The organism is Streptomyces asoensis (assembly GCF_013085465.1).
Taxonomy (GTDB): Bacteria; Actinomycetota; Actinomycetes; order Streptomycetales; family Streptomycetaceae; genus Streptomyces; species Streptomyces cacaoi_A.
Window position 1 is genome coordinate 1,710,620 of sequence record NZ_CP049838.1, and the last position, 25,032, is coordinate 1,735,651.

The following is a 25,032-nucleotide window of genomic DNA, read 5'->3' on the forward strand; positions in this document are numbered from 1 at the left end:
CCTGCTTGTCCGACCGATGCGCACGGCGCCGTCGGCTCCGCCTCCGAGGCCCCCGGTTTCCGGACCTGCCGAACCAAGGCAGCATGGAGGTACAGGAGGAGGCTCCGCGATGACAGCCGAACCCATCCGGTCGGGCGGGGACGCGTACCGCCCCGAGTCCCCCGCGCGCACCGGTCTGCTGGACGTGCTGAGCGTGTCCGCGATGGTCATCGACATCGACGGACGCATCGTGTTCTGGACCCCTCAGGCCGAGGACCTCTTCGGCTACACCGCGGAGGAGGCCCTCGGCAAGTACGCGGCGCGGCTGTTGATCCACCCCGAGCACCTCCAGTCCGTGGTGAAGCTGTTCGCGGAGGTGCTGGAGACCGGCCGGAGCTGGGCCGGTGCCTTCCCCATCCGGCACAAGGACGGCAGCAGCCGGCTGATGGAGTTCCGCAACATGCGGCTTCAGGACGATCTCGGGGACGTCTACGCCCTGGGCATCGCCGCCGACCACAATCTGCTCCAGCGCGTCGAGACCGATCTGGCGCTGTGCGAACGGCTGATCAACCAGTCGCCGATCGGTCTGGCCCTCCTGGACCCGGACCTGTGCTATCTCCTGGTCAACCCGGCGCTCGAACGCATCGACGGCATCCCCGCCGAGGACCATGTCGGCCGTCGTCTCAGGGATGCGATGCCCCTTCCCGACGTCGACACCATCGAGTCCGCCCTGCGGCAGGTGCTCACCACCGGTACGCCGCTGCTCGACCAGTACCACGTGGGCCGCCCGCCGACCGACCCCGACCACGAACACGCCTGGTCCCTCTCCTTCTACCGGCTGGAGGACCCGGGCGGGCGGGTGCTGGGCGCGGCCGCCTCGGTCGTCGACGTCACCGAACGGCACCGCGCCGCCGCGGAGGCCGACCGGGCCCGGCGGCGCCTCGCCCTCATCGCCGAGGCCTCCACCCGGGTCGGCACCTCACTGGAGGTGGACCGGACCGCCCACGAACTGGCCGAGATCGCCGTCCCGCAGCTCGCCGACGTGGTCGCCGTGGACATCCTGGACTCCGCCCTGGCCTGCCGCCGCTCGCGCCGCCCGGACAACGGCCCGGAGCTGTTCCGCGCCCTCGCGCTGAAGGCGGCCCACCCCACCGTGGCGCTGCGCGCCGCCGACCCGCCGGGTGACGTCGCGGCCTATGAGGGTGACCGTCTGGTCACCCTGTGCGTGCACACCGGCCGGCCGGTCCTGGTGCGGCACGTCGGCGAGCAGGACATCCCCCGGATCGCCCGGGACGCCGAGGCCGGTGCGCTGCTGGCCCGGGCCGGGGTCCACTCGTACCTCGCCGTGCCGTTGATCGCCCACGGAGAGGTGCTCGGCGCCCTCGACCTCAAACGCACCCGCAACCCGCTGCCGTTCGACGAGGACGACGTCATCCTGGCCAGTGAGCTGGCCGGCCGCGCCGCCGTGGCCATCGACAACGCGCGCTGGTTCCAGAGCGTGCGCAACACCGCCCTCACCCTCCAGCGCAGTCTGCTGCCCGACCACGCGCCCCACCAGACCGGTCTCGAACTCGCCTCCCGCTACCAGCCCGCCCAGGCGACCAGCGAGGTCGGCGGCGACTGGTACGACGTCATCCCGCTGACCGACGACAAGACCGCGCTGGTCGTCGGGGACGTCATGGGCAACGGCATCGACGCCGCCGCCACCATGGGCCGGCTGCGCACCGCGACCTGTGCCTACGCCGACCTCGACCTCGAGCCCGGCGACGTGCTGCGACACCTGGACAAGATCACCTGCGACCTGGAGCACTACATCGTGACCTGCCTGTACGCGGTGTACGACCCGCGTACCAGGCAGTGCCGCATCGCCAACGCGGGCCATATGCCGCCCGCGCTGGCCGGTCCCGGCCATGATCCGACGCTGCTGGAGCTGCCGCCCGGAGCCCCGCTCGGCGTCGGCGGCGTCCCCTTCGAGACCACCACGGTCGAACTCGCCCCCGGCGATCTGCTGGTCCTGTACACGGACGGCCTCGTGGAGACCCGCCTTCACCCCATCGACGACCGTCTGGCCGTCCTGCTCAGCTTCCTCGACGAGCCCGGCCGTCCCCTCGAGGAGATCTGCGACCTGCTGCTGTACGGCCTGCGCCACCCCGACGACCACGACGACGTCGCTCTGCTCATCGCCCGGACCCTGTAGCGGGCGCGTCGGCCATGACCAGCCCCGCGATGTGGGCGGTGACCGTGTCGAGGATGTCGGTCCAGGCGGCCGCGTCGCCGAGCACGAGGTAGTTGAGGGTCAGACCGTCGGTCATGGCGGCCAGATAGCGGGCCAGGACGGGGACGGGGACGCGCAGCCGGAGGTCCATGCCGCTGCGGAGCTGCTCGATGAGTTCCGTGTAGGCGTCACCGTACATCTCGTACTGCCGCCGGGCCAGTTGCTCGAATCCCGGCTCGCGCAGGGCGTACTGGGTGAGTTCGTAGGTGAGCATGTGCTCGTCGGGGTGGGCACGGACGTGGTCCCAGTAGGCCTGGAAGCCCGCCCGGACGGTCTCCTCGAGGGTGGCCCTGGGCCGTAGCGCGTCCCTCACGACGCTCACCGAGTGGTCGGTGAGCGTCGTGATGACGGACTCGACGAGGGCCTGCTTGGAGTCGAAGCAGTAGTGGAAGACGCTCAGGGACACCCCGGCCTCGGCGGCGATGGACCGGGTGGTCGTCTTGGGGACGCCGTCCCGGGCCATCGCTCTGATCGCCGCTTCCGTCAGCTGTCGGCGCCGCTGCGCCGACGGCATCCGTGCCATGTGTGACCCCCCGTGACGGCCCGCTAGGCGCTGTGGACGCCCACTTCGTACAGCGAGTATCCCCAATCCGTGCCCCGGTCCAGGCCGTGCACCCGGACGTAGCGGGCGGGGGTGCCGGTGAACCTGGCCGTGTCCAGGCCGCCGTCGCCGGAGGTGGTGGACCAGGCGGTCGTCCAGGTGGTGCCGTCGGTGGAGAGTTCGACGCGGTACGACTTTCCGTACGCGCGCTCCCAGTCGAGGGTGACGCGGGAGACCAGGTTGGTGGAGCCCAGGTCGACCTGCCACCACTGGTCGTCGCTCCAGTCACCGGCCCAGCGGCTGGCGTCGTCGCCGTCCACGGCCCGACCGGGCTGGTAGCTGGTGAACGGGTTGGACTCGGACGAACTCGCCGTGGCGGTACGGCCCTTGGCGAGGTTCACCGAGGCCTGGTGCTGCTCGGTCGAGCCCCAGGTGCCGAGGTAGGACTCGGCGCCCCGGAAGAGGTCGTCCACCACGTCCTGGCCTGCGACGAGCCGGATGTCCTCGATCCAGTCGGGGACCAGGCCCACGTCGGCGCCGCCGTCGGTGTTGTAGTCGAAGGTGCGGGTGCCGACGGTCTGCCTGTCGATGACGGAGCCGCCGTCGACGCTCCTGAAGGGGTACGTGACCTTGTTCGCGGCGTCGGCTCCGCGCGGGGCGGGGTGGTCGCCGATGCCGTTGAAGTCGGTGCCGTAGCCGTAGCCGACGTCGTACTTGTCACGCAGTGCGTCGGTGCGCTCGGCCTCGGCGCCGAACGCCTCGGAGCCGTGCATGTACTGGGCGACGAAGCCGCCGAGGGAGTAGACCCGCTCGGTCCAGTCGATGTCCATCCAGCTGTGCGAGGACAGCACGCCGGGGTAGTTCGCGGCCTCGAAGATGTCGAGCGCCTGCCCGGTGGCCTTGACGCTCATGTGGTCGATCTCGAGCATCATCTTGCGCTTCATCATGCCGCGCACGGCGTACTCGCCCAGGGCGGTGAGCCCACGGGTGTTGCACTGGGCGTCGGCGTCGTACGAGGGGACCTCCGTGCCCGCCGGCAGGTCCGCCTCCGCCTCGGAGGCGGCGGTGCCGATCGGGTTGTCGTGCTGCGGTCCGGTGCACTTCTCGGTCTGCCAGAACGTGCCGGTGGACAGGAACTGGCCGACGTTGATGGCCGTGCCGAGGCCGCCCTCGTCGAAGCGGACGCCGCACAGCGCGTTGTCGAACTTGTGGCACAGGAACATGCTGCGCACGCCCAGCGCGTACAGCTCGTCCAGCCCCTTGTCGACGTCGGCCTGGCTGCACTGCGCGATGTCGAAGATCTGCTTGCAGCCGAACGGTTCGGAGGTCTCGACGCCCAGGACGACCGCCAGCTTGCCCTGCTTGATGACCTCACGCGCCTGCGCGCTGTCCAGGACGATCCGGAACCAGCCCTTGCCGGTGCCGCCGTACATCTTGTCGATGTAGGCCTGGAGGTCGTACGTCAGCTTCGCCTGGAGGCGGATCGACGTCATCTCGTCACAACTGCGGTCCTTGAACGGGTAGATGGAGCAGATCATGCCGTTGGTGACGAGGTCGTTGACCAGCACCCGCTGTCCGCCGCGCCAGGCCCGCTCGACCCAGGCGTAGTAGTTCGCCTGATGGGTCATCGAGTCGTAGGCCGGCCAGTCCTTGAAGGTCGGCCAGCCGACCGGGTCGTGCTTGCCGTCGCCGCCGTGGGTGATGTAGTCGAAGAGCGCGAGCGTGCCGTCGGGGTAGTGCTCGGGACAGTCCTTGAGCGCGTCGGCGACCCCGGCTTCGGAGAACACCTTGCCGCAGATGAGCCGGCCGCCGAAGGCCTCGTTGGAGAACAGGTGGTTGTGCGCGTCGACGAACCCGCGCACATCGCCCGCCGAGTCGGTGCCGGTGAACGGCTCGCCGGTCACATTGACCTGGGAGTCGGGGGCCGGCCTGGCCGTCGGGGTCCACCAGTCCGCGCCGGCCGCCGAGCTCGGGGTGGGGCCGAGGACCGTGGCGAGCACGAGGAGGAGCAGGGAGACGACGGTGACATCTCGGCGTCTGCGGTACGGGCGTCCGGTCATGGTCACAGCCCACGTCCCTCGGTCGGCGGGAAGGCGCGGTCGACGAGGGCTCTTTGACTGCCCATGAGATTGTCATGACCGACGCAAGATAGTGCGACGAGGATCGCGACAGATGCCCTACCGAGTCAAGAGTCCGGGACGCTTGACCTGATAGGCCGTGACCCGATGCGCGGCCGATGCGCGGCGCAAACTTCCCACACCCGCCTTTCAGTTGCGCCGGAAGCGTCGCGGGAGCACTCCCCCGCCGGCGCGCTTACACGTTCAGGTGGTGATCCGCGGAAGCGCGCCTGCACACCTGCGCTCTGCCCCTATCCAGGGCGTATGGACAATTCTCCCGCTTCTGTAGACCCCGTTCGACTCACCCGCCGACGGTTCGCCGCGGCCACCGCGACGACCGCCGCCGCGCTCACGGTCGCCGCACCGGCCGCGGCCCTCCCCCAGCAGCCCGCCTGTCCGCCCAAGTCGACCGCGGACTGGGCCACTTGCCTCGCCGTGGCGCGAGCGCTGCTGGTGGTGGACGAGCACGACCGGCCGCTCGTGCCCCGGTACGAGAAGGTCCTCGCCGGCGGACTGCCCCGTGCCAGGACCGGGACCGGGAAGAAGGTCCTCGTGATCGGCGCCGGGCCCGCCGGGCTGGTGGCCGCCTGGCTGCTGAAGCGGGCCGGGCACCGCGTCACGCTCGTGGAGGCCAACGGCAACCGGGTCGGCGGCCGTATCAAGACGTTCCGTACCGGCGGACACGAGCACGCGGCGCAGGCCTTCGCCGACGCACGCCAGTACGCGGAGGCGGGCGCCATGCGGATCCCCGGCAGCCACCCGCTGGTGATGAATCTGATCCGTCAACTGGGCGTCGAGAAACGCCGGTTCCATCTCGTGGACGTCGACGCGGACGGCAAGCCCCTCAACAACGCCTGGCTGCACGTCAACGGCGTCCGGGTACGCCGCTCCGCGTACGCCAAGTCTCCGCGCAAGGTCAACCGGTCCTTCGGGGTGCCCCGGAAGTACTGGGACACCCCGTCCGCGACCATCCTGCGCGAGGCCCTGGACCCGGTACGCGACGAGTTCAGCACCCGGGGCGCCGACGGCAAACGGGTGAACAAGCCGCTGCCGGAACGGGTGCAGGGCTGGGCGCGGGTCGTGCAGCGGTTCGGGGACTGGTCGATGTACCGGTTCCTGACCGAGGAGGCGGGCCTCGACGAGCGGACCCTCGACCTGGTCGGCACGCTGGAGAACCTCACCTCCCGGCTGCCGCTGTCCTTCATCCACAGCTTCATCAGCGCCTCGCTCATCAGCCCGGACACCGAGTTCTGGGAGCTGGTCGGCGGCACGGCGACGCTCCCGGACGCCCTGCTGAAGGAGGTCTCCGACGTCATCCGGCTCGACCGGCGCGCGACGCACATCGAGTACTGGGCGCCGGACCGGCAGGGCAACGACAACACCTCGCACGTGCGGGCCGACGGGCCGCACGTGTGGATCGACACCGTCTCCGAGGGGCGCGGCGGCAAGGTGGTGCGCGAGCAGTTCACCGCCGACCTCGCGATCGTCACGGTGCCGTTCTCGGGGCTGCGCCAGGTGCAGATCAGCCCGCTGATGTCGTACCGGAAACGGCGGTCCGTCGCGGAGCTGCACTACGACAGCGCGACCAAGGTGCTGCTGGAGTTCAGCCGCCGCTGGTGGGAGTTCACCGAGGCGGACTGGAAGCGGGAACTCGACGCCGTACGGCCGGGGCTGTACGAGGACTACCGGGCGGGCAGGGCACCGGCCGACGGGAGTCTGCTCGGCGGGCATCCGTCCGTGCCGCCGGGGCACATCGGCGCGGGGCAGCGTGTGCACTACGCCGCCAACCGGTGGGCCACCCGTGACCAGCCCGAGGCGGCGCACATCATCGGTGGCGGCTCGGTCTCCGACAACTCCAACCGGTTCATGATCAATCCGTCCCACCCGGTCGCCGGCAGCTCGGGCGGTGTCGTCCTCGCCTCCTACAGCTGGGCCGACGACGCCTCCCGCTGGGACTCCCTCGACGACGACGCGCGCTACCCGCACGCCCTGCGCGGGCTCCAGCAGGTCTACGGCCAGCGCGTCGAGGTCTTCTACACGGGAGCGGGCCGCACCCAGAGCTGGCTGCGCGACCCGTACGCCTACGGGGAGGCGTCCGTCCTGCTGCCCGGTCAGCACACGGAGCTGCTGAGCGCCATCCGCTCCGCCGAGGGACCGCTGCTCTTCGCGGGCGACCACACCTCGGTCAAGCCGTCGTGGATCGAGGGCGCGCTGGAGTCGGGGGTCCGGGCCGCGTTGGAGGCGCACGGGGCGTAGGGACGATCCGGAAGGTTTTGAACGCGTTCAAATAAGTAGTAGGGTCCCCTTCTGACAAGAGGGGGCCTTACTCATGAGGATCGTGCTACCCGGCGGGACCGGGCAGGTGGGGACCGTGCTGCGCCGCGCGCTGACCACGGCCGGACACGAGGTCGCGGTGCTGAGCAGACGGCCCACGGGCCCCGGCGAGGTCCTGTGGGACGGCCGCACCCTCGGCCCCTGGGCCGAGGTGATCGACGGCGGTGACGTCGTGGTCAACCTGGCCGGCCGCAGCGTCAGCTGCCGCTACACACCGGACAACCTGCGGGCGATGATGGACTCGCGGGTGGACTCGGCCCGGGTCGTGGGTCAGGCGATCGCCGCCGCCGCGCGGCCCCCCAAGGTCTGGCTCCAGATGAGCACCGCCACCGTCTACGCCCACCGGTTCGACGCCCCCAACGACGAGGCCACCGGCGTGATCGGCGGAGCCGAACCGGGCGTCCCGGACTACTGGGGCTACAGCGTGGACATCGCGACCGCCTGGGAGCGGGAGCAGGAGATGGCCGACACCCCGCACACCCGCAAGGTGGCCCTGCGGGCCGCGATGGTGATGAGCCCGGACCGGGGCGGGGTGTTCGACGTCCTGTCGCGGCTCGCCCGGCTCGGCCTCGGCGGCCCGGTCGCGGGCGGCCGTCAGTACGTGTCCTGGATCCACGACCACGACTTCGTCCGCGCGGTCGAGTTCCTCGTCGGACGGGACGACCTCGCCGGAGCGGTGAACCTGGCCGCCCCGGCCCCCCTCCCCCACCGCGCGTTCATGCGCGCGCTGCGCGGCGCGTGGGGGGTCCCGGTGGGCCTGCCCGCGACGAAGTGGATGGCGGAACTCGGCGCCTTCGCCCTGCGCTCGGACACCGAACTGCTCCTCAAGAGCCGGCGCGTGGTCCCCGGCCGGCTGCTCGACGCGGGCTTCGCCTTCGACCGACCCGAGTGGCCGGGGGCCGCCGCCGACCTCGTACGACGGGTGCGAGGCCGCTGACGGGCCGCGCGGACGTGCACAGGGGTCACGTCCGCGCGGCTGTTCTCGGTGAGCGTCAGCTCGTCGCGCGGACCGCCTCGAGGATCAGTTCCGCGACCGCCTTCGGCTGCGACACCGCGACGGCGTGCGAGGCGCCGTCGATCTCGACGATCGTCGCCCCGGCCCGCTGGGCGCCGAAGCGCTCGACCTCGGGGTTGATGGCCTCGTCCGCACCGGCGATCAACGCCCAGGACGGCCTGGTCTGCCAGGCGGCCGCGGCGGCGGTCTCCTCGAACGCGGCGGCGGCCAGCGGGCGCTGGGACGCGGCCAGGATCTTGGTGACACCCCCGGGCAGGTCCGCGGCGAACACCGCCGGGAAGGCGTCCTCGGCGATGGTGACCTCGACGGCCGGGTCGCCGCCCGGTACCGGGTACGTCCACTGCTTGAGGTTGCTGACCAGCGTGGAGAGCGGGAAGCGGCCCTGGAGCTCGCCGAGGCTCTCGCCCTCCGCCAGCGCGTAGGCGGCGACGTAGACGAGGCCGACGACGTTCTCCGTGGTGCCGGCCACGGTGATGAGGGCGCCGCCGTAGGAGTGACCGACGAGGATCACGGGGCCGTCGATCTGCGCGGCGAAGGAGGCGATGTACGCGGCGTCGGAGGCGAGGCCGCGCAGCGGGTTCGGCGGGGCGATCACGGGGACGCCGTGGCCCTGGAGTTCGGCGATGACGCCGGACCAGCTGGCCGCGTCCGCGAACGCTCCGTGGACCAGGACGACAGTGGGGGTGGTCATGAGGAAAGGTCTCCTGAAGGTCAGACGTGCAGGGCGTCGCGCAGGGTGCCGACGGCGAGCGTGATGGCGGCCTCGGCGGCGTACGTCGGGCGCAGCGCGTTCAGCATCACGAAGTCGTGGATGATGCCCTGGAAGCGCACCGCGGTGACCGGGACACCGGCCGCGCGCAGCTTGTTCGCGTACGCCTCGCCCTCGTCGCGCAGCACGTCGGCCTCGCCGGTGATGACCAGGGCCGGGGGCAGGTCCTCGAGTTGCTCGGTGGTGGCGCGCAGCGGGGACGCGGTGATCTGGGCGCGCTCGGCCTCGTCGGTCGTGTACTGGTCCCAGAACCACTGCATGCCGTCGCGGCGCAGGAAGTAGCCCTCCGCGAACTGGTGGTAGGAGCCGGTGTCGAAGCTCGCGTCGGTGACCGGGTAGAAGAGCACCTGATGGACCAGTGGGACGCCGCCGCGCTCCTTGGCCATCAGAGTGAGGGCGGCGGTCATGTTGCCGCCGACGGAGTCACCGGCGACGGCCAGCCGGCCGCCGTCCAGCCCCTTGGACGCGCCCTCCTCGACGATCCACCGGGCGACCGCGAAGTTCTGCTCGATGGCGACCGGGTAGCGGGCCTCGGGCGAGAGGTCGTACTCGGGGAAGACGACCGCGGCCTCGGCGCCGACGGCGAGCTCGCGCACCAGCCGGTCGTGGGTGTGGGCGTTGCCGAACACCCAGCCCGCGCCGTGGATGTAGAGGATCACCGGCAGGGTGCCCTCGGCCCCGGCCGGCTTGACGATCCGGGCACGGACGCTGCCCGTGGGACCGCCGGAGACGGTGATCCACTCCTCGTCGACCGCGGGCTTGTGGATCTCACCGGACTGGACCTCGTCGACGGCCTTGCGCCCCTCCGCCGGCGGCAGGTCGAAGAGATACGGCGGGTTGGCGGTCGCCTCGGCGAACGCCGCGGCCTCGGGTTCGAGCACCGGTGTGACCGGCTCGACGACGTCGGGCATGGCATCTCCTGCTGCATTCGATGTGCGTGGTCTTACTCCTTCACGCTAAAACCGCCGGGCGGACGGAATTTGTCCACCCGTGCACCGACGCTGTGCTCACAGTGCACAGAGGCCGCGTGAGTGGCGGGCACGGAATTCCTCCTACCACGAGGGGGAATTCGAGAGGAGGATTCCGGTCCTCCCGGTGAACAGCCGGGAATTACGGCCGCATTCAGCGCTGACCACTCCGCGCGCCACGCCCCGCGGTGTCCCGCCATTCGCGCGGGGACATGCCGTAGGCCGACCGGAAGACCCGGCTGAAGTGCGTGGCGCTCAGGAAACCCCACCGGGCGGCCACGGCCGCGATGGTCCGGCCTCCGCGGCCGTACCGCATCAGGTCGCGTCGGCACTCCTCGAGACGGCGGCGCAGAATCCACCGGCCCACGGTGGTGCCCTCGTCCTTGAACAGCTTGTGCAGATAGCGCACGGAGATGTGGTGGGCGCGCGCGATGACCTCCGGGGACAGGTCCGGGTCGGTCAGGTGCAGTTCGACGTACTCCAGGACGCGCCCCAGCACCGGGGAATGCGCGCCGGGTGTGCCCAACCCCTCGGGCGTACCGCGTGTTCCGGGTACCGCTGTGCCCAACTGCTCGGCGGCGAGGGTGGCCAGCAGGTTCACCGCGTTCCAGGCGAGCATCTCGCCGACCGGAGGGCGGGCCTCGGCCGTGGCGCGGGCCAGGTCCGACAACAGCGGCGACAGCAGGGTGCCGAGCCGGGAGGCGCGGGCGACCGGTGTCCGCGCGATCCGCCGTACGTCGGACTCCGCCAGGCCGAGCAGGTCGGCCGGGACGAGGAACGTCGTCGCCCGGAACGGCTCGCGGAAGTCGAGAGCGGGCGCGCGGTGGACGTCGTAGAAGCAGACGTCCCCGGGCGTCAGCCGCAGGTCGAGGGCCTCGAGCGGCTCATGGGCGGCGGCGGGAGCGGGGGCAGCGGTGTCGGGCCGAGCGCCGCCCCGCAGGCCGACGAAGAGGTACTCGCCGCCGTCACGGGCGAGCAGCCGGTGCGCAGGGTGCGGCGACGCCTCGCCCGGCAGCCGGGCGGGCGTCTCCTCGCCGGTCGTGATCTCGACACCCAGGGGTGTCCGATCCACGGGCGGGTCGAGGGTGCGGGCGCTGTCACAGGTACTGGTGCTGGTAGTGGGCATCTTCCGCCGTAGCCTCCGAGGACCGTTCATCACGTCGCCCGGACGGTAATCCGGCGGATGTGCAAAAAGAGTGACAACGAAGTGACAGCGCCTTCACCGGCCGCGTGGCCGGCCCTCCGCCGCGGCGCGTTCGGTGGCGAAGACCCGCAGCAGGTCATGGAGGGTGTAGCGGCCCGGCGCGGGTTCGGTGAGGAGGTGGGCGTCGGCGAGTACGCCGAGCAGCAGCCGGGCTCGACGGACCGGCAGCCCGGCGAGCGCGGCGGCCCCGGCCGGGGTGATGTCGGGTCCCTCGTGCCGGGGCAGGAGCCGGAACAGCCGCGCGCTGTCCGGCGTCAGGAGCCGATAGGAACCCAGGAAGGCCTCGCGGGTGGCGGCGAGGGCGTCGAGACTGCCGTGCGCCTCGCGCAGTGCGGCGGCCACCGCGGCGAGCGGGAAGTCCCGTCGGCTGACGGCGCGCGCGGCGACGGTGGCCAGCGCCAGGGGCAACCGGCCGCACCGGGCGACGATCTCGTCGGCGGCCCGGGGTTCGGCGGCCACCCGCTCGGCACCGATCCGCCCGGCCAGCAACGCGTACGCGTCCTCGGGGGACGGCGGTGCGAGGCGGAGCGGCCGCGCTCCCGACGCGACGAGGCCGGGCAGGGCGTGGCGGCTGGTGACCAGCGCCAGACAGCCCGGCCCGGTGGGCAGCAGCGGGCTCAGCTGTCCGGTGCCGGCGGCGTCGTCGAGGACCACGAGGACGCGCCGACGTGCGAGGAGGGTGCGGTACATGCCGGTCAGGGCGTCCACCCCGTCCGGCATGCGGGGCGCGGGCACGCCGAGCGCCGCGAGCATCCCGCGCAGCGCGTCGGCCGGCTCCACGGCGGGCCGGGCCGGATCGGAGCCACGCAACGCCATGTACAACTGCCCGTCCGGGAACCGGTCGGTGGCCCGGTGCGCCCAGTGCAGCGCGAGGGTGCTCTTGCCGATCCCGGCCATCCCACCGACCAACACGATCCCCGCCGCCGAGCCGGCCGCCCTCTCCAACCAGTCCGACTCGGCCACCCGCCCCACAAAGGAGGGCAGAGCCGACGGCAACTGAGCGGGCCGCACGAACCCCACGACGCCCCGCCCGGCTGGGGCGTCGTTCATACGGCCGAGGCCGCCCCCCTCAACGGGAGTGACAAGCCCGGAGACAGCAGCCCTGTTGCCGGCGGAACTGACTGTCGTAGGCCCCGGATCGACAGGACGCAGGGCACTGGGGCCTTGCGCGGTGGGGCCTTGCCCGGTGGGGCCCTGGGCCGTAGGGCCACCCTGGGCGGCGAGGCTCTGGGCGGCAAGGTCCTGGGCGGCGAGGCTCTGGGCGGCGAGGCTCTGGGCCGTGGGGTCCTGGGTGGCAAGGTCCTGGGCGGCGAGGCTCTGGGCGGCAAGGTCCTGGGTGGTGGGACCGGAGCCGGCGTCCGCAGGAGCAGGAGCCCCGCAGTCGGTGAGGTGGGACGCGGAGAGCCCCGGAGCGGCAGCCCCGGACGCGGAGAGCCCCGAGGCGGCAGCCCCGGACGCGGAGAGCCCCGAGGCGGCAGCCCCGGACGCACCTGCCTCGGCAGCGGCGCCTCCCGGAGCGACAGCCCCCGCCCGGGTCGACCCGGAAGCGGCACACCCCGAGGCGACAGTGCCGACGCCGGAACCCTCCGGACCGGGAGTCCCGGTGCCGGGGGCCTCTGCACCGGGAGCTCCGATGCCCGGCCCCCCGGTGCCAGGCGCACCGGTGCCGGGAGTTCCGATGCCGGGAGTTCCGGTGCCAGGCGCTCCGGTGCCAGGCGCTCCGATGCCGGGAGTTCCGGTGCCAGGCGCTCCGGTGCCAGGCGCTCCGGTGCCAGGCGCTCCGGTGCCCGGTGCCACTGTGGCGGGCGCTCCGGTGCCAGGCGCTCCGATGCCCGGTGCCACTGTGGCGGGCGCTCCGGTGCCAGGCGCTCCGATGCCCGGTGCCACTGTGGCGGGCGCCCCGACGCCAGGCGCACCGGTGCCCGGTGCCACTGTGGCGGGCGCCCCGGTGCCAGGTGCCCGTGTGGCGGACCCCCCGACGCCAGGCGCCCGTGTGGCGGACCCCCCGACGCCAGGCGCTCCGACGCCAGGCGCTCCGACGCCGGGCGCTCCGGGGCCGAGTCCTCCGGGGCCAGGCCCCCCGATGCCGGGCCCTCCGCGAGTGGTCCGTTCGGGGGTGGCGAGGTCAGGGGCCGCTGGTCCCGGGGTGGGGGGCTCGGTCGGGGGCGGGGGCGTGGGGGCTGGGGTGGGGGTGGTTCTCGTGGTTCCGATCGGTCGGCCGAGGTGTACGGCGGGCCCGCGCCTGAGGCGGTGTCCGAGGTCCTGGCGCAGTACGCGCGTGTGGGCCGCCGCCAGTTCGGTGCCCGGGGTGAGGCCCAGTTCGCGGGCGAGGCGTCGGCGGACGTCCTCGTACGCCCCCAGCGCCTCCGCCTGGAGTCCGCAGGCGGCCAGGACCAGCACCAGCCTGGCGTGCAGCGACTCGTCGAGGGGGTCGTGCGCGGTGGCCCGGCGCAGGGCGGGCAGCGCCTGCTCGGCGTGGCCGCACAGCAGCGCCGAGTCGGCCGCCAGCCGGGCCGTCTCGAGGAGTTCCCGTTGCACGGCCGTGAACTGGACGTGTTCGCGCGCGGACGCCGGGATCCCCATCGCCACCGGCCCACGCCACTCCCCCAGCGCCAGGACGAACTGCCGGGCCGCCGTCTCGGGCCGTCCGGTGGCCGCCGCCCGCTTGCCCTGCCGGGTCAGCTCACGAAAGCGCAGCAGGTCGACCTCGTCGGTCGCCGCCTCCAGGACGTATCCGCCGGTACGGCGCAGCAGACGCCGGCCGGGGGCGCGGGGCGGCAACCCCGGTTCGAGCAGCCGCCGCACCGCGCCGACGTAACGCCGCACCACGTTCAGCGCGCTGGCGGGCGGCCGCTCGGCCCACAGCACGTCGACGATCCCGCTCGTGGGCACGGGCCGGCCCGCGTGCGCCAGGAGCAGGGCGAGCAGGGCGCGTTGCTGGGGGAAGCCGGGATCGAGCTCCCGTTCCTCCCGCCACACCCGTACCGGCCCCAGCACCTCGAACCGCATCACGTCGCCCAAGGGTGTCGTCCGGCCGCGTGATCGAGCCGGAGCCGGGCGTCAGACGGCACCGGCGTGACCGTCCCGTGCGTTCAGCAGTGCCTCGACCCGCTCGGCGTCGGGGTGGTTCAGGCCCCTGAGGAGGATCAGAGCCTGCTGCCACGCGGTGCGGGCACCGTCGTGGTCGCCGGTGGCGAGGTGGGTGTCGCCGACCCGGACGAGGATGTCGGCCTCGACGTAGGGCACGCCCAGGTCGCGCAGCAGAGCGAGCGCGTTGCGGTAGCCGAGGAGCGCGTGCGGGTGACGGCCGAGATGGTGATGGGCGTAGGCGATGCTGTCCCAGGTGGCGGCCTGCCCGTAGCGGTCCCCGAGTTGCTGGAGCATGGTGAGGGCCTCGAAGCAGTGGGTCAGGGCATGCCGGTACTCCCCGAGCTGAGCGTGGTACCAGCCGACCGAGTTCAGCACGCTGGCCTGTGCGGCGCGGTCGCCGAGCGTACGGAACAGGCCGAGGGCGAACTGGTTGTGCCGCAGGGCGCCGGGCAGGTCGCCCTGCTGGTCGCACTCCCAGCCGAGACTGCGGTGGGTGTGGGCACGGCCCGTGTCGTCGCCCAGCGCGGTGAAGAGCTCCAGGGCCCGCTCCAGTCGGGGAACGGCTCGGGAATGCAGACCGAGCCGGCCCTCCACCCGGGCCAGTCCACGCAGGCCGCGGGCCTCGAGCGCGGGATCGGCGAGCCGTCGGGCCGCGTCGAGCGCGGTGCGCTGCACGGCGAGCCCGTCGTGCCAGTGACCGCGCCGGTCGAAGAACGGCTCCAGGGACCAGGCCAGTTGACAGGCGAGACGTTCCTGCACCGGCTGCCCCGACGCGGCGGCCGTCTCGACCACGGCGAGCAGCACCGCGTGTTCGGCGGTGAGCCAGGCCAGGGCACGGTCGTCGTCGGCGAGGGGTTCGGGGTGGACGCCCTCGGGCGCGGGCGGCGGGGGCAGCGGGTCGGCGTTGGGGGCCAGCAGCCGGTCCGCGGCGTGGGCGGTGTGCAGGTAGTGGTGGTGCAGCCGGTTCAGGGCCGCCGCGCGGTCGGCCTCGGTGTGCCGCTCGTGGACGAGTTCGCCGGCGTGGGCGCGAAGAAGGTCGTGGAATGCGTAGCGGCCGGGACTGTGTTCGGTGACGAGGTGCAGACCGGTCAGCTCGGCCAGCAGCGGTCGGGCCCGGCGTACGGGCAGGCCCGCCAGGGCGGCCGCGGCCGGCAGGGAGAGGTCGGGGCCGGGGTGCAGCGCGAGCAACCGGAACAGCCGGGCGGCTTCCGCCGAGACCGCGCGCGAGGACCAGGAGAAGACCGTGCCGACGTCCACGGAGGCGTCGGAGCGGGCGAAGGCGTCGAGGCTGCCGTGGGCCTCGCGCAGTTCGGCGGCGACGGCGGCGAGCGGGAAGTGGGGATGCCCGGCGGCGCGGGCGGCGACACAGGCGAGGGCCAGGGGCAGTCCGGCGCACAGTCCGCTGATCTCGTCGGCCGCCCGGGGCTCGGCCGCGACCCGTTCCGCGCCCAGCCGGCGGACCAGGAAGGCCCGCGCCTGGACGGCGTCGAACGGGCGCAGGACGAGGGAGTGGGCGCCGTGGGCGGCGACGAGCCCCGGCAGTTCGTCGCGGCTGGTGACGATGGTGAGGCAGCCGGGCGAGCCGGGCAGCAGCGGCCGCACCTGCTCGGTGTCACGCGCGTTGTCCAGCACGACGAGGATCCGGCGGCCGGCGAGCACGCTGCGGTAGAGGGCGGCCTGCGCGTCGACCCCGTGCGGGACGCGGTCCGGCGGCACACCGAGCGCGTCGAGGAACCCCCGGACGGCCTCCCCCGGGTCCAGGACGGCGCCGGACGGGTCGAAACCGCGCAGGTTGACGTAGAGCTGCCCGTCGGGGAACCGGTCGGCGACCCGGTGGGCCCAGTGCACCGCGAGCGTGGTCTTGCCGACGCCCGCCATACCGCCGATGGCACTGATCACCACGGTCCCGGGCCCCGACCCGTCCGCACCGGACAGCGCGAACGCCTCGTCGAGCTCGACGTCTCGACCGGTGAACGCCGCGATGCCGTGCGGCAGTTGGGCAGGCGGCGGAAAAGCGGGCGCCGGAAGAGCGGACGACGGACTCGGCGCAGGTGCATGCGCGGCGGAACCGTCGGTGCCCGCACCGTCGGACACCGCGCTCGACGCACCGGACGGCCCCACCTCCGCTCCCCGCACCCCGTGCAGAACCGTGTCGCGCGCGTCGCGCAGTTCAGCTCCGGGGTCGATCCCCAGTTCCTCGGCCAGCCGCGCCCGTACGGCCTCGTACGCGGCCAGCGCCTCCGAGCGGTGGCCGGCCGCAGCCAGCGTGAGGAGCAGTCCCGCCTGGAGGGGTTCGTCCAACGGGTGCCGCGCGGCGGCCTGTCGCAGCTCGGGCAGGACCGCGTCCGGCCTCCCGGCGCGCAGCGCGGCGTCCGCGGCCTGCCGCACGGCGGCCGGCAGCTCACGGTCCACCGCGTCGAACGCCGGGTGCGCACGGGCCTGCGCGGGAATGCCGACGGCGAGCGGCCCGCGCCACAGCGACAGCGCCTCGGTGAGGAGTTCGACCGCCTGCGCGGGTGACCGGTCCGCGATCCGGCGCCCTTCCTCGCGCAGTGCGCGAAACCTCAGCAGGTCCGAGGAGTCACCGTCGGTCACCAGCCGGTATCCACCGGCGTCCCGTACCAGCCAGTGTCCCTCCGCGCGGGCGGCGAGGCCGGGCTCCAGCAGTCGGCGCAGCGAACCCACATGGCGCCGGACGACATTGACCGCGCTGCGCGGCGGAGCAGCTCCCCACAGGGCGTCGACGATCTCGCCCACGGCGACCGGCCGGCCCGCTCCGGCCAGCAGCAGGGCCAGGAAGGCACGTTCCTGTGGTCCACCGAGCTGCAGTTCCGTGTCCCCCCGAAACACCCGAACGGCTCCCAGAACCGTGAACCGCACCGGCTCCAGCGGCACGCCATCCCCTCCCTCCGGTCTTCCTCCCCCGACTTCGACTGTACGACAGGAGAGAGGTTACCCAGAGTTACGCATGGCGTGTTCCGGCTGTTCAGAGACGGCTGCCGGACCGAAAAGCTAGTTGAGCTAGGTTGAAACCTAGGGATACTAGGAAGCGGGTCGAGGGCACGAGGGTCCTCGACCGCACGGACGACCTACTGGAGCAAGCCATGAACCCGCCCCGGACCGGCACCCTGGCAGTGCCCGGCGCCACCCTCCACTACGAGACGCTCGGCAGCGGACCGGTCCTGCTGCTCATCCCCGGCGGCGCCGGGGACGCCGGACTGTACGCGGGCATGGCGCCGGAACTGGCCACCCGCTACACGGTCGTCTCGTACGACCCCCGTGGCCTGTCCCGCAGCCCTCTCGACGGCCCGGCGGACGCTCCCCGCGCCGACGAACAGGTGTCGGTCTGGAGCGACGACGCCCACCGGTTGCTCGCACTGCTCTCCCCCGACGAGGAGGCGGTCGTCCTCGGTTGCAGCTCCGGTGCCGTCGTCGCGGTGGACCTGCTCGCCCGGCACCCGGAGCGGCTGCGCCGGGTGGTCGCGCACGAACCGCCGTTGCTGGAGCTTCTGGAGGATCCCGCCCCGCATCGAGCGCTGTTCGCCGAGGTACGCGAGACCTTCCACACCGAGGGCGCCGACGCCGCCATGGCCCGGCTCGGCGAGGGACTGGCGGACGGATCGACCCGGCAGGCGCCCACGCAGCCGACGGAACTGCCGCCCGAGATCCGGGAGATGGCCGTCCGGATGCACACCAACCTGCCCGTCTTCCTGGGCCGCGTCCTCCGCCCGTTCTCCTCGGCCGTGCCCGACCTCGCGGCGCTCCGGCCCGTGGCCCACAAGCTGGTGCCGGCCGCCGGGCGCGACTCCCGCCGCCAACTCCCGTTGTACGGACCGGCCGCGCGCCTCGCGGAGGTTCTGGGATCCGGACTCGTCGAGTTCCCGGGCGGCCACCTCGGAGCCGTCGAGTCCCCGAAGGAGTTCGCCGATCACCTGCTGACGGTCCTGGACCGACCGGCCCGGTGACGGCGCACCGGCCCGCACCGAGCCGGCGGACAGACACCCGGGGTCCGGGACGAATTCGCCCCGGACCCCGAGAAGCGTGGAGTGAGTGACCGCTCGTCAGCAGGTGTGGCCGGTGTAGTGGGCGCCCTGGATCTTCGCGGCGGAGCCCAGCCACGAGATGCCGGGGCCGACGCACCGCTCGTAGTCGGCCGCCCAGGCCACGTCGACCTTGATGACCACGCGTGAACCGTCCGACGTGCAGTGGTTGTAGAAGGCGTCGGAACCGGTCTCGTAGAAGCCGCACGGGTCCGCGGCCGCGGGGCTCGCGGTGGCGGCGGTCAGCGCACCGAGAGAGGTGAGGACGAGAGCGACGGAACCGAGGGTGCTGAGCACCGTACGACGAACACGCACAGCAGAACTCCTTGCCGGAAATGGGGGTCGGTAGAGGCAAAAGCCCAGGTCCGCCGAGGGACCGAAGGCCTGCATCAGGATCGTGCGCACCCCTCGGAGATGATCGGACGACGGGCCCCGTTCACCCCGCGAATCGTTTCGCCGCTACTCCGTTGGAGTGGTCGCCCCCGGAAGGACGACTAGCCGGGGCGGGGTCCCCGGGATGGCGGGCTGTTTCACCCGGGTGAGCGCCTTGAGTGGTGGAGCGGGGCTCGCTGACTGACGGTGGATCACGTCAGGCCGGGTCGTATCAGCTGACGAGGTGTCGGCTGCCCGGTCGTGACGGAAGGACCATCAGATGCGTTCAGCTCGCATGATCCTGGCCACCGCGGCGGCTTCGGCCGCCCTCGCCATCGGCGCCTCCGGCGCCTACGCCGCCGGTGACACGGACCACGACGACTCGTCCTGGAGCAAGGAGGACAGCTCCTCGTACAGCAAGGAGCACGACAAGGAGGAGCACGGCAAGGAGGAGCACGGCAAGGAGGACCACGACTCCCCGCACGGCGGCATCCACACCGGCGGCGGCGCCCTCGCCTCGGTGAGCGACAGCGGCGACCACAGCGCGGCCAAGGACCCCAAGTACGACCCCGAGACGTACAAGGACAAGGACGAGCACGGCAAGGACTCCTGGAACGGCGGGAAGGAAGAGGAGTCCGGCGGCTGGAGCAAGGAGCACGACAAGCCCAGCGGCGGCGTCCACACCGGCGGCGGCGCCCTCGCCACCCCCTCGGCGACCGCGGCCGGACTCGGCGTCCTCGCCGTCGCCGGCACCGGCCTCTACGCCCTGCGCCGCAAGAAGACGGTGGGGGGTGTGGCCTGACCCATGCCTGACGCGATAGCGAAGCCGCGGCCGCCACACATGCCCCCTGTGGCGGCCCGGCCCGCTTTTCCGCCGAACCGGCCCTCTTCGGCCGAGCCGCTCCCGGCCGGGATCGTATGCAGGAACCACAACGCCCCTGTCGGCCCGTCCTCTTCGCCCGTACACTGACAAATCGAAGACGTGCGGGCGCAGTTGACCGGGGGGAGCCGCCATGTCGGGGGACCAGTACGGCAGATACAACGACACCGACCACAACACCTTCTACTACGTCCCGCCCATGCCGTCGGCCCCGCCGCCGGCGCCGGCGGACGGCGCTCGGGCCGTCGCGGTGGCCGTGCTCAACCTCAGTGGTCTGGGCCTGGGTTACGCGTTGGTGCGCCGCTGGGCCCTGATGGCGCTGTGCTGGATCGCCACCGCCGTCCTGCTGTTCGTGGCGCTGCCGGCCGACCCGGACGGTGTCCCGGGCATCGCCCTCGTCCTGTACGTCCTGTTCCTCGTCGCGGTGGCGGCGGACGGTGCGCGCGTGGGCCTGCGCACCCAGCTGTCGGGACTCCGGCGGGCGCCGCTCGCGCTCGGGCTCGGACTGCTCCTGCTCGTCGTGCCGGCCGGGGGTGTCGTGCTGTACGACAGCGCACGGGACGAAGCGACCGAGCAGATGCTTCTCGACCGGCTCGACGAAGCCGACCAGCTGGTGCAGGCGGCCGGTGACAAGCCCTTCGACTCGGCCCAGGCCGACTACCGCAAGGCGCTGGGCGTCTACGCGGACCTCAGGTCCGACCACCCCGGTTCCCGGGCGGCCGAGCGGGTGCCAGCACGGATGAAGACCTACTACACGACGGTCGGAGCCGCGTACGCGCAGGGCGACTACTGCGAGGCGGTGGAGCCGCTGAAGTATCTGCGCACGGTCCCGAAGAGCCTGCCCGGGACGGACCTCGGGGCACTGAAGACCTGGCCCGACGACCGACTGGCCACCTCGCTGTACGAGTGCGCGTCGACGGCGCTCACGGCGGGCGAGGCCAACTGGGCGTCGCAGTACGGGGAACTGCTGACCACCTTCCCCGAGTCGGAGCAGGCCGCGAAGGTCGAACCCGCCGTGGCCGCCGCCGTCGTCCGCACGGAGAAGGACCTGCACGGGGCCGAACCCTGCTCCGCGGTCCAGCGGCTGCGCACGCTCGGCTCCCAGATCGACGGTCTGGAGGCCGGGCAGGCGGACATCGGCGCCGCCCTCGACAAGGACAGCCGACGGGCCACGGGCAGCGCGGACACCGGCACGTACACCTGCGGCGTGGACCAGTACCGGGACGGCGACTTCGAGTCGGCGCAGACGACCATGACCGAGTACGCCTCCGCCCACAAGACCGCCAAGAACGCCGGCCTGGCGAAGAAGATCGCCATAGCGGCGGAGATCGCCCAGACCGTGCCGGCCGCGGGCAAGAAGCTGCCGACGACCCGTACCGGCGGCAGCATCTCGGTCACCGTGCAGAACGACAGCCCCGACGCGGTCACGGTCCTCTTCACGGGTCCGGTCACCGGCAGTTTCACCCTCAAGGCCTGTGGGAGCTGCAAGGCGTACTCCTTCGGCAGCACCATCAACCCGTCGTTCGAGCCGTGCAACGACAGCGGCAAGAACTATCCGCAGCGCACCATCAGCCTGCCGGTCGGCACCACGTACTTCCTGCACAAGCCGAACGGCGACAGCTCCGCCACGCCTGCCTCGGACACCGCCAAGCTCGAGTCCGGCTACATCTACACGGAGTGCGCCTACACGACGCAGAGCCTGGGGACGGGCCTCTGAATTCCGTGTGAAAACACGGAGGATTTCCGCCCGCTGAAAGGTTGTCAGTCGCGCACTTTGTCACCTGTGGGTCGCATGTGACGGGTGATAAGGTGCGCCGGAAATCTCTCGCGCAGGGCCCCCACACGAAAGCCTTGAGATACTCCATGAACGACATAACGGCGGAAACACCCGTGCATTCCTTTGCCCCGGGCGGTCGACGCCGGCACCGCAAGGCCAAGCAGAGCAGTATCGGCGTCCGGCGGGCGATCGTGCTCGCACTGGCCCTGCCCGTCACCTCGGCGGCCCTGGCGGGCCCCTCGGCGTTCGCCGCCGAAAAGGGCATCGGCACGACGGCCAAGGACACGGCGGCGGGCGGGACGCTCGACGCGGACGACCAGCAGATGGTCGCCAATCTGGAGACCCGTGTCCTCGATCAGCGGCTGGGGTCCGAGGTCAGCGGTGTGGTCCTGGACTCCGAGTCGGACGCCACCCTGTGGGACCACAACGGGGCCACCGCGCTGATGCCGGCGTCCAACACCAAGCTCGCCACGGCGACCGCCGCCCTGACGGTGCTCGGCCCGAACCACAAGTTCACCACGAGGGTCGTCTACGGCAACGGCACCCTGACCGTGGTCGGGGGCGGCGACCGTACGCTGACCAGCGCCGACCTCGCCGAACTGGCGAAGACCGCGGTCGCCGGGCTCAAGGCGGCGGGACTGACGTCGGTGAAGGTCGCCGTGGACGACAGCCTCTTCGGCGAACCGACCCTGGCCAACGGCTGGAACACCGGCTACTACCCCGACTCCGTCGCCCCGGTGCGCGCACTGGTCGTCGACGGGCACGGAGTCCAGGACACCTCGATCGACGCCGGGCAGGTCTTCGCCCAGCAGCTCACGGCGGCCGGGGTCACCGTCGACGGCGCCGTCACCCGCGCCGAGGCGAGCCCGGGCGACGTCCCGGTGGCACGGCACCAGTCGGCACCGCTGTCGGAGATCGTCCACAAGATGATCAAGGTCAGCGACAACAACATCGCCGAGACCCTGCTGCGGATGACCGCACTCGGCGCGGGCCGCCCGGCCACCTTCGAGGGCGGCACGGAAGTCGTGCGCCAGGTGCTGAGTGTTCGGTACGGCGTTTCCCTCGACAACTTCGAGATCCATGACGGAAGCGGCCTTTCGCGGGCCAACCGCATTCCGGCCGCCACGCTCGCGGAAATCCTCGAACTGCTGACGGAATCCCGTTACTCCCGGACCCTGGGCTCCATCCTCGACGGATTGCCCGTATCCGGTGAGGCCGGCAGCACGCTCGGTCCGGAATGGGGCCGCTTCGACGACGTGAACTCCAAGTGCGCGGTCGGCAAGGTGCACGCGAAGACCGGCACCCTCACCGGAGCCATCGCCCTGAGCGGTCTGACGCAGGGCAAGGACGGCAAGTGGAAGGTCTTCTCGTTCATCGAGAACAACTCCACGGCCAACCCGAACGACATCAAGGACGCCATGGACGGCCTCGCGGCCACCGTGAACGGCTGCTGGGCGTAGCGCAGACCCCCGCACGAAGAAAGGGCCGGCACCTACGGGGCCGGTCCTTTCGCGTCCCAGCCCCACCGCCCGGCCCGGTCACTCAGCCCGGTCACTCAGCCCGGCCACCCGGTCGGGTGTGACCCACACCACAAGAAAACGCCTCCGTTTCGATGACCTCGAGGGCTAGTCTGGCGAGCAAGTGAACGAAACCGTTTCGTTCATGAGAGGCGTACGTCCCCACTCGCATGGAGAACACAGCCATGGCCTCCGTACTCATCGTCAACGACCAGTCCCTTCAACGCGTCGGCCTGCGCATGCTGCTGACCGCCGAGCCCGACCTGACCGTCGTGGGCGACACGGCGAGCGGGGCCGAAGCGGTCCGGATGAGCGCCGCGCTCCGTCCCGACGTCGTCCTGCTCGGCGGCCACCGCCCCGAGACGGACGACATCGAGACCATCCGCCGCATCGCCCACCCGCCGCGCCTCACCGCACTCCCCGGCCCCGTCGGACCGGGCGGGCAGCCGCCGCGGATCCTGGTACTGACCTCCACCGGTCACGAGGGGTACGCCTACGCCGCCCTGCGCGCCGGCGCCGGCGGATTCCTCCTGAAGGACGCCACACCCCACGAACTGACCGCGGCCATCCGCGTCGTGGCCGCCGGAGACGCCGTCATCACCCCCGAGCTGACCCGCGCGCTCATCGACACCGTCCGCCATGAGCGCGCCCCGCGCCCCGGCGAGCGGGCGGTAGGGCTCGACACCTTCACCGAGCGCGAACGCGACGTCCTCGTCGCCGTCGCCTCCGGCTGGTCCAACGCGGAGATCGCCGCACGGCTGTCCATCGCCCCGACCACCGTGAAGTCCCACGTCAGCCACATCCTCGCCAAGATCGGCGGCCGCGCCCGGGTCCAGGCGGTCGCCTTCGCCTACGAGTACGGCCTGGTGCGCCCGGCGGCCTGACGACGGCCGCCCCGCTCCCCCGGAGCTCCGCGCCCCGCCCCCGTCAGGCCGGCGCGGCCGTGGTGCCGCGGCGGACGAGACGGGGGGTGAGGACGACCTCACGGGCTTCTGTGCGGCCCTGGTCGAGGCGTTCGACGGCGGCGGTCACCGCGTGCCGGGCCTGTTCCCGGGCGCCCTGGCTGACGGTCGTCAGGTTGAAGCAGCTCAGCCGGGAGAGCGTGTCGTCGTCGTAGCCGACCACGGAGACCTGCCCCGGGACGGCGACGCCCGCCCGGGCGAGGGCGGCGAGGACGCCGATGGCGCACTGGTCGTTGAAGGCGACGACCGCCGTGGGCAGGTCGCCGCCCTCGATGAGCCGACGGGCCGCGTGTTCGCCGCCCTCCTCGGTGTTGTCGCCGTGCAGCACCCGGATGCCGGCCTCGAGTCCGCGGCGGCGCATGGCCGTGCGGTACCCGCGGCGCCGGTCGGTGGCGATGACACCCCTGCCGCCGTCCACGTAGACGATCTCGCGGTGTCCGAGATCGACCAGGTGGTCGACGATCTGACCCACGCCCTCGTCGTCCGCGGTGCGTACGACGTCCAGGCCCGCGTCGGCGATCCGGCGGCCCACCGCGATGACGGGTGACTTGCGGTCGAGGGCGGCGAGGGTGTCGGCGGGGGCGGTCGGGCCCAGCAGGATCAGCGCCTCGCTGCGGAAGGCCAGCAGTGTCTCCACGGCGGTGTGCTCGTCGCGGGTGCGGGTGAGGGTGCTCAGGACGAGGTCGTAACCGACGTCCTCCGCGGCCGTGTGCAGCTGCTCGACGAGTTCGGCGTGGAACGGACTGTGGATGTCTACCATGACGCCGAGCAGCCGGGTGCGCCTGCTGGCCAGCATGCTGGCCGTGCGGTCCACCTGGTAGCCGAGATCGGCGGCCGCCCGCAGGACCCGCTCCCGGGTCCGCTCGCTCGGGCCGGGCACTCCGCGCAGCACCAGGGAGACCGAGGCGGTGGACACACCCACCCGCGCGGCCACGTCCTCCAGCCTGGGGCGCTTGTGCGTGCCGTTCCCCCGACGTGCGGAATCACCCTCGTCCACTTGCGCCTCCCCGCCGAAAACTCCCCGTGCAACACCCTTGACACGCTCACGAAACAAGGCTGATAGTACCAGAACTTAAAGCGCTTTAAATTGTCCTGATGTTCCGACCAGGTCGGTCCGGCGCCCACAAGGCGCCCGCCCCCGACTCGGCCGCGACCCCACCGCGAACGAACCCGCGAGCGAACCGCGACCCAC

17 protein-coding genes are annotated in these 25,032 nt (G+C 72.2%); 8 read left to right on the forward strand and 9 right to left on the reverse strand.

The genetic code is table 11. The features are described from left to right. Positions 1–109 precede the first annotated feature (109 nt). The gene (locus G9272_RS07520; RefSeq protein WP_171395812.1) at positions 110–2,176 is read left to right on the forward strand and encodes a SpoIIE family protein phosphatase; all 2,067 of its coding nucleotides are present in this window, start codon (positions 110–112) and stop codon (positions 2,174–2,176) included. On the opposite strand, the gene G9272_RS07525 is transcribed toward G9272_RS07520, so the two are convergent. After that, a complete protein-coding gene (locus G9272_RS07525; RefSeq protein ID WP_171395813.1) occupies positions 2,157–2,777 on the reverse strand; it encodes a TetR/AcrR family transcriptional regulator in 621 nt (206 codons plus the stop codon). The genes G9272_RS07520 and G9272_RS07525 overlap by 20 nt on opposite strands. A gap of 23 nt (positions 2,778–2,800) precedes the next feature. After that, the gene (locus G9272_RS07530) at positions 2,801–4,855 is read right to left on the reverse strand and encodes a galactose-binding domain-containing protein (RefSeq protein ID WP_171395814.1); all 2,055 of its coding nucleotides are present in this window, start codon (positions 4,853–4,855) and stop codon (positions 2,801–2,803) included. Positions 4,856–5,176: 321 nt separating this feature from the next. Here G9272_RS07530 and G9272_RS07535 point away from each other — a divergent pair, with 321 nt between their 5' ends. Beyond that, entirely contained in the window at positions 5,177–7,168 is a 1,992-nt protein-coding gene (locus tag G9272_RS07535; protein WP_171395815.1) for a flavin monoamine oxidase family protein, read from the forward strand. Between the two features lie 73 nt (positions 7,169–7,241). Then, on the forward strand, positions 7,242–8,183 hold the full coding sequence (locus G9272_RS07540) for a DUF1731 domain-containing protein (protein WP_171395816.1): 942 nt from the start codon (positions 7,242–7,244) through the stop codon (positions 8,181–8,183). Positions 8,184–8,238: 55 nt separating this feature from the next. Here the strand turns inward: G9272_RS07540 and G9272_RS07545 are convergent, their stop codons facing one another. The 5 genes from G9272_RS07545 to G9272_RS07575 form a co-directional block, all read right to left on the reverse strand. After that, complete coding sequence (locus tag G9272_RS07545) at positions 8,239–8,952, reverse strand: alpha/beta fold hydrolase (protein ID WP_171395817.1); 714 nt, start codon at positions 8,950–8,952, stop codon at positions 8,239–8,241. 20 nt (positions 8,953–8,972) lie between these two features. Beyond that, a complete protein-coding gene (locus G9272_RS07550) occupies positions 8,973–9,941 on the reverse strand; it encodes an alpha/beta hydrolase (protein WP_171395818.1) in 969 nt (322 codons plus the stop codon). Between the two features lie 211 nt (positions 9,942–10,152). After that, positions 10,153–11,124: a helix-turn-helix domain-containing protein gene (locus tag G9272_RS07555; protein WP_171395819.1), complete on the reverse strand. Its 972-nt coding sequence runs from the start codon at positions 11,122–11,124 to the stop codon at positions 10,153–10,155. A gap of 93 nt (positions 11,125–11,217) precedes the next feature. Then, positions 11,218–14,211 carry an AfsR/SARP family transcriptional regulator gene (locus G9272_RS45200; protein ID WP_253268183.1) on the reverse strand — a complete coding sequence of 998 codons (2,994 nt, stop codon included), beginning with the start codon at positions 14,209–14,211 and terminating at the stop codon, positions 11,218–11,220. 51 nt (positions 14,212–14,262) lie between these two features. Then, positions 14,263–17,187, reverse strand: coding sequence for an AfsR/SARP family transcriptional regulator (locus G9272_RS07575; protein WP_171395820.1), 2,925 nt, complete (start codon positions 17,185–17,187; stop codon positions 14,263–14,265). A gap of 209 nt (positions 17,188–17,396) precedes the next feature. Between G9272_RS07575 and G9272_RS07580 the strand changes: the two genes are divergently transcribed. Continuing rightward, complete coding sequence (locus G9272_RS07580; RefSeq protein WP_171395821.1) at positions 17,397–18,257, forward strand: alpha/beta fold hydrolase; 861 nt, start codon at positions 17,397–17,399, stop codon at positions 18,255–18,257. Positions 18,258–18,353: 96 nt separating this feature from the next. On the opposite strand, the gene G9272_RS07585 is transcribed toward G9272_RS07580, so the two are convergent. After that, positions 18,354–18,647: a DUF6355 family natural product biosynthesis protein gene (locus G9272_RS07585; protein ID WP_253267751.1), complete on the reverse strand. Its 294-nt coding sequence runs from the start codon at positions 18,645–18,647 to the stop codon at positions 18,354–18,356. A 337-nt stretch (positions 18,648–18,984) separates the two neighbouring features. Between G9272_RS07585 and G9272_RS07590 the strand changes: the two genes are divergently transcribed. The 4 genes from G9272_RS07590 (at position 18,985) to G9272_RS07605 (ending at position 23,762) form a co-directional block, all read left to right on the forward strand. Continuing rightward, positions 18,985–19,506, forward strand: coding sequence for a hypothetical protein (locus G9272_RS07590; RefSeq protein ID WP_253267752.1), 522 nt, complete (start codon positions 18,985–18,987; stop codon positions 19,504–19,506). Between the two features lie 211 nt (positions 19,507–19,717). Beyond that, complete coding sequence (locus G9272_RS07595) at positions 19,718–21,301, forward strand: hypothetical protein (RefSeq protein WP_171395822.1); 1,584 nt, start codon at positions 19,718–19,720, stop codon at positions 21,299–21,301. 146 nt (positions 21,302–21,447) lie between these two features. Then, on the forward strand, positions 21,448–22,821 hold the full coding sequence (gene dacB, locus G9272_RS07600) for a D-alanyl-D-alanine carboxypeptidase/D-alanyl-D-alanine endopeptidase (RefSeq protein WP_171395823.1): 1,374 nt from the start codon (positions 21,448–21,450) through the stop codon (positions 22,819–22,821). A gap of 242 nt (positions 22,822–23,063) precedes the next feature. Continuing rightward, the gene (locus G9272_RS07605) at positions 23,064–23,762 is read left to right on the forward strand and encodes a LuxR C-terminal-related transcriptional regulator (RefSeq protein WP_171395824.1); all 699 of its coding nucleotides are present in this window, start codon (positions 23,064–23,066) and stop codon (positions 23,760–23,762) included. A gap of 43 nt (positions 23,763–23,805) precedes the next feature. On the opposite strand, the gene G9272_RS07610 is transcribed toward G9272_RS07605, so the two are convergent. Then, positions 23,806–24,837, reverse strand: coding sequence for a LacI family DNA-binding transcriptional regulator (locus G9272_RS07610; RefSeq protein WP_171395825.1), 1,032 nt, complete (start codon positions 24,835–24,837; stop codon positions 23,806–23,808). Between the last annotated feature and the right edge of the window lie 195 nt (positions 24,838–25,032).

Excerpts from the sequence above, each read along its gene's own strand:
- G9272_RS07520 (WP_171395812.1), top strand. The coding sequence starts at position 110 with ATGACAGCCGAACCCATCCGGTCGGGCGGGGACGCGTACCGCCCCGAG.
- G9272_RS07525 (WP_171395813.1), bottom strand. The coding sequence starts at position 2,777 with ATGGCACGGATGCCGTCGGCGCAGCGGCGCCGACAGCTGACGGAAGCG.
- G9272_RS07530 (WP_171395814.1), bottom strand. The coding sequence starts at position 4,855 with ATGACCGGACGCCCGTACCGCAGACGCCGAGATGTCACCGTCGTCTCC.
- G9272_RS07535 (WP_171395815.1), top strand. The coding sequence starts at position 5,177 with ATGGACAATTCTCCCGCTTCTGTAGACCCCGTTCGACTCACCCGCCGA.
- G9272_RS07540 (WP_171395816.1), top strand. The coding sequence starts at position 7,242 with ATGAGGATCGTGCTACCCGGCGGGACCGGGCAGGTGGGGACCGTGCTG.
- G9272_RS07545 (WP_171395817.1), bottom strand. The coding sequence starts at position 8,952 with ATGACCACCCCCACTGTCGTCCTGGTCCACGGAGCGTTCGCGGACGCG.
- G9272_RS07550 (WP_171395818.1), bottom strand. The coding sequence starts at position 9,941 with ATGCCCGACGTCGTCGAGCCGGTCACACCGGTGCTCGAACCCGAGGCC.
- G9272_RS07555 (WP_171395819.1), bottom strand. The coding sequence starts at position 11,124 with ATGCCCACTACCAGCACCAGTACCTGTGACAGCGCCCGCACCCTCGAC.
- G9272_RS45200 (WP_253268183.1), bottom strand. The coding sequence starts at position 14,211 with ATGCGGTTCGAGGTGCTGGGGCCGGTACGGGTGTGGCGGGAGGAACGG.
- G9272_RS07580 (WP_171395821.1), top strand. The coding sequence starts at position 17,397 with ATGAACCCGCCCCGGACCGGCACCCTGGCAGTGCCCGGCGCCACCCTC.
- G9272_RS07590 (WP_253267752.1), top strand. The coding sequence starts at position 18,985 with ATGCGTTCAGCTCGCATGATCCTGGCCACCGCGGCGGCTTCGGCCGCC.
- G9272_RS07595 (WP_171395822.1), top strand. The coding sequence starts at position 19,718 with ATGTCGGGGGACCAGTACGGCAGATACAACGACACCGACCACAACACC.
- dacB (WP_171395823.1), top strand. The coding sequence starts at position 21,448 with ATGAACGACATAACGGCGGAAACACCCGTGCATTCCTTTGCCCCGGGC.
- G9272_RS07605 (WP_171395824.1), top strand. The coding sequence starts at position 23,064 with ATGGCCTCCGTACTCATCGTCAACGACCAGTCCCTTCAACGCGTCGGC.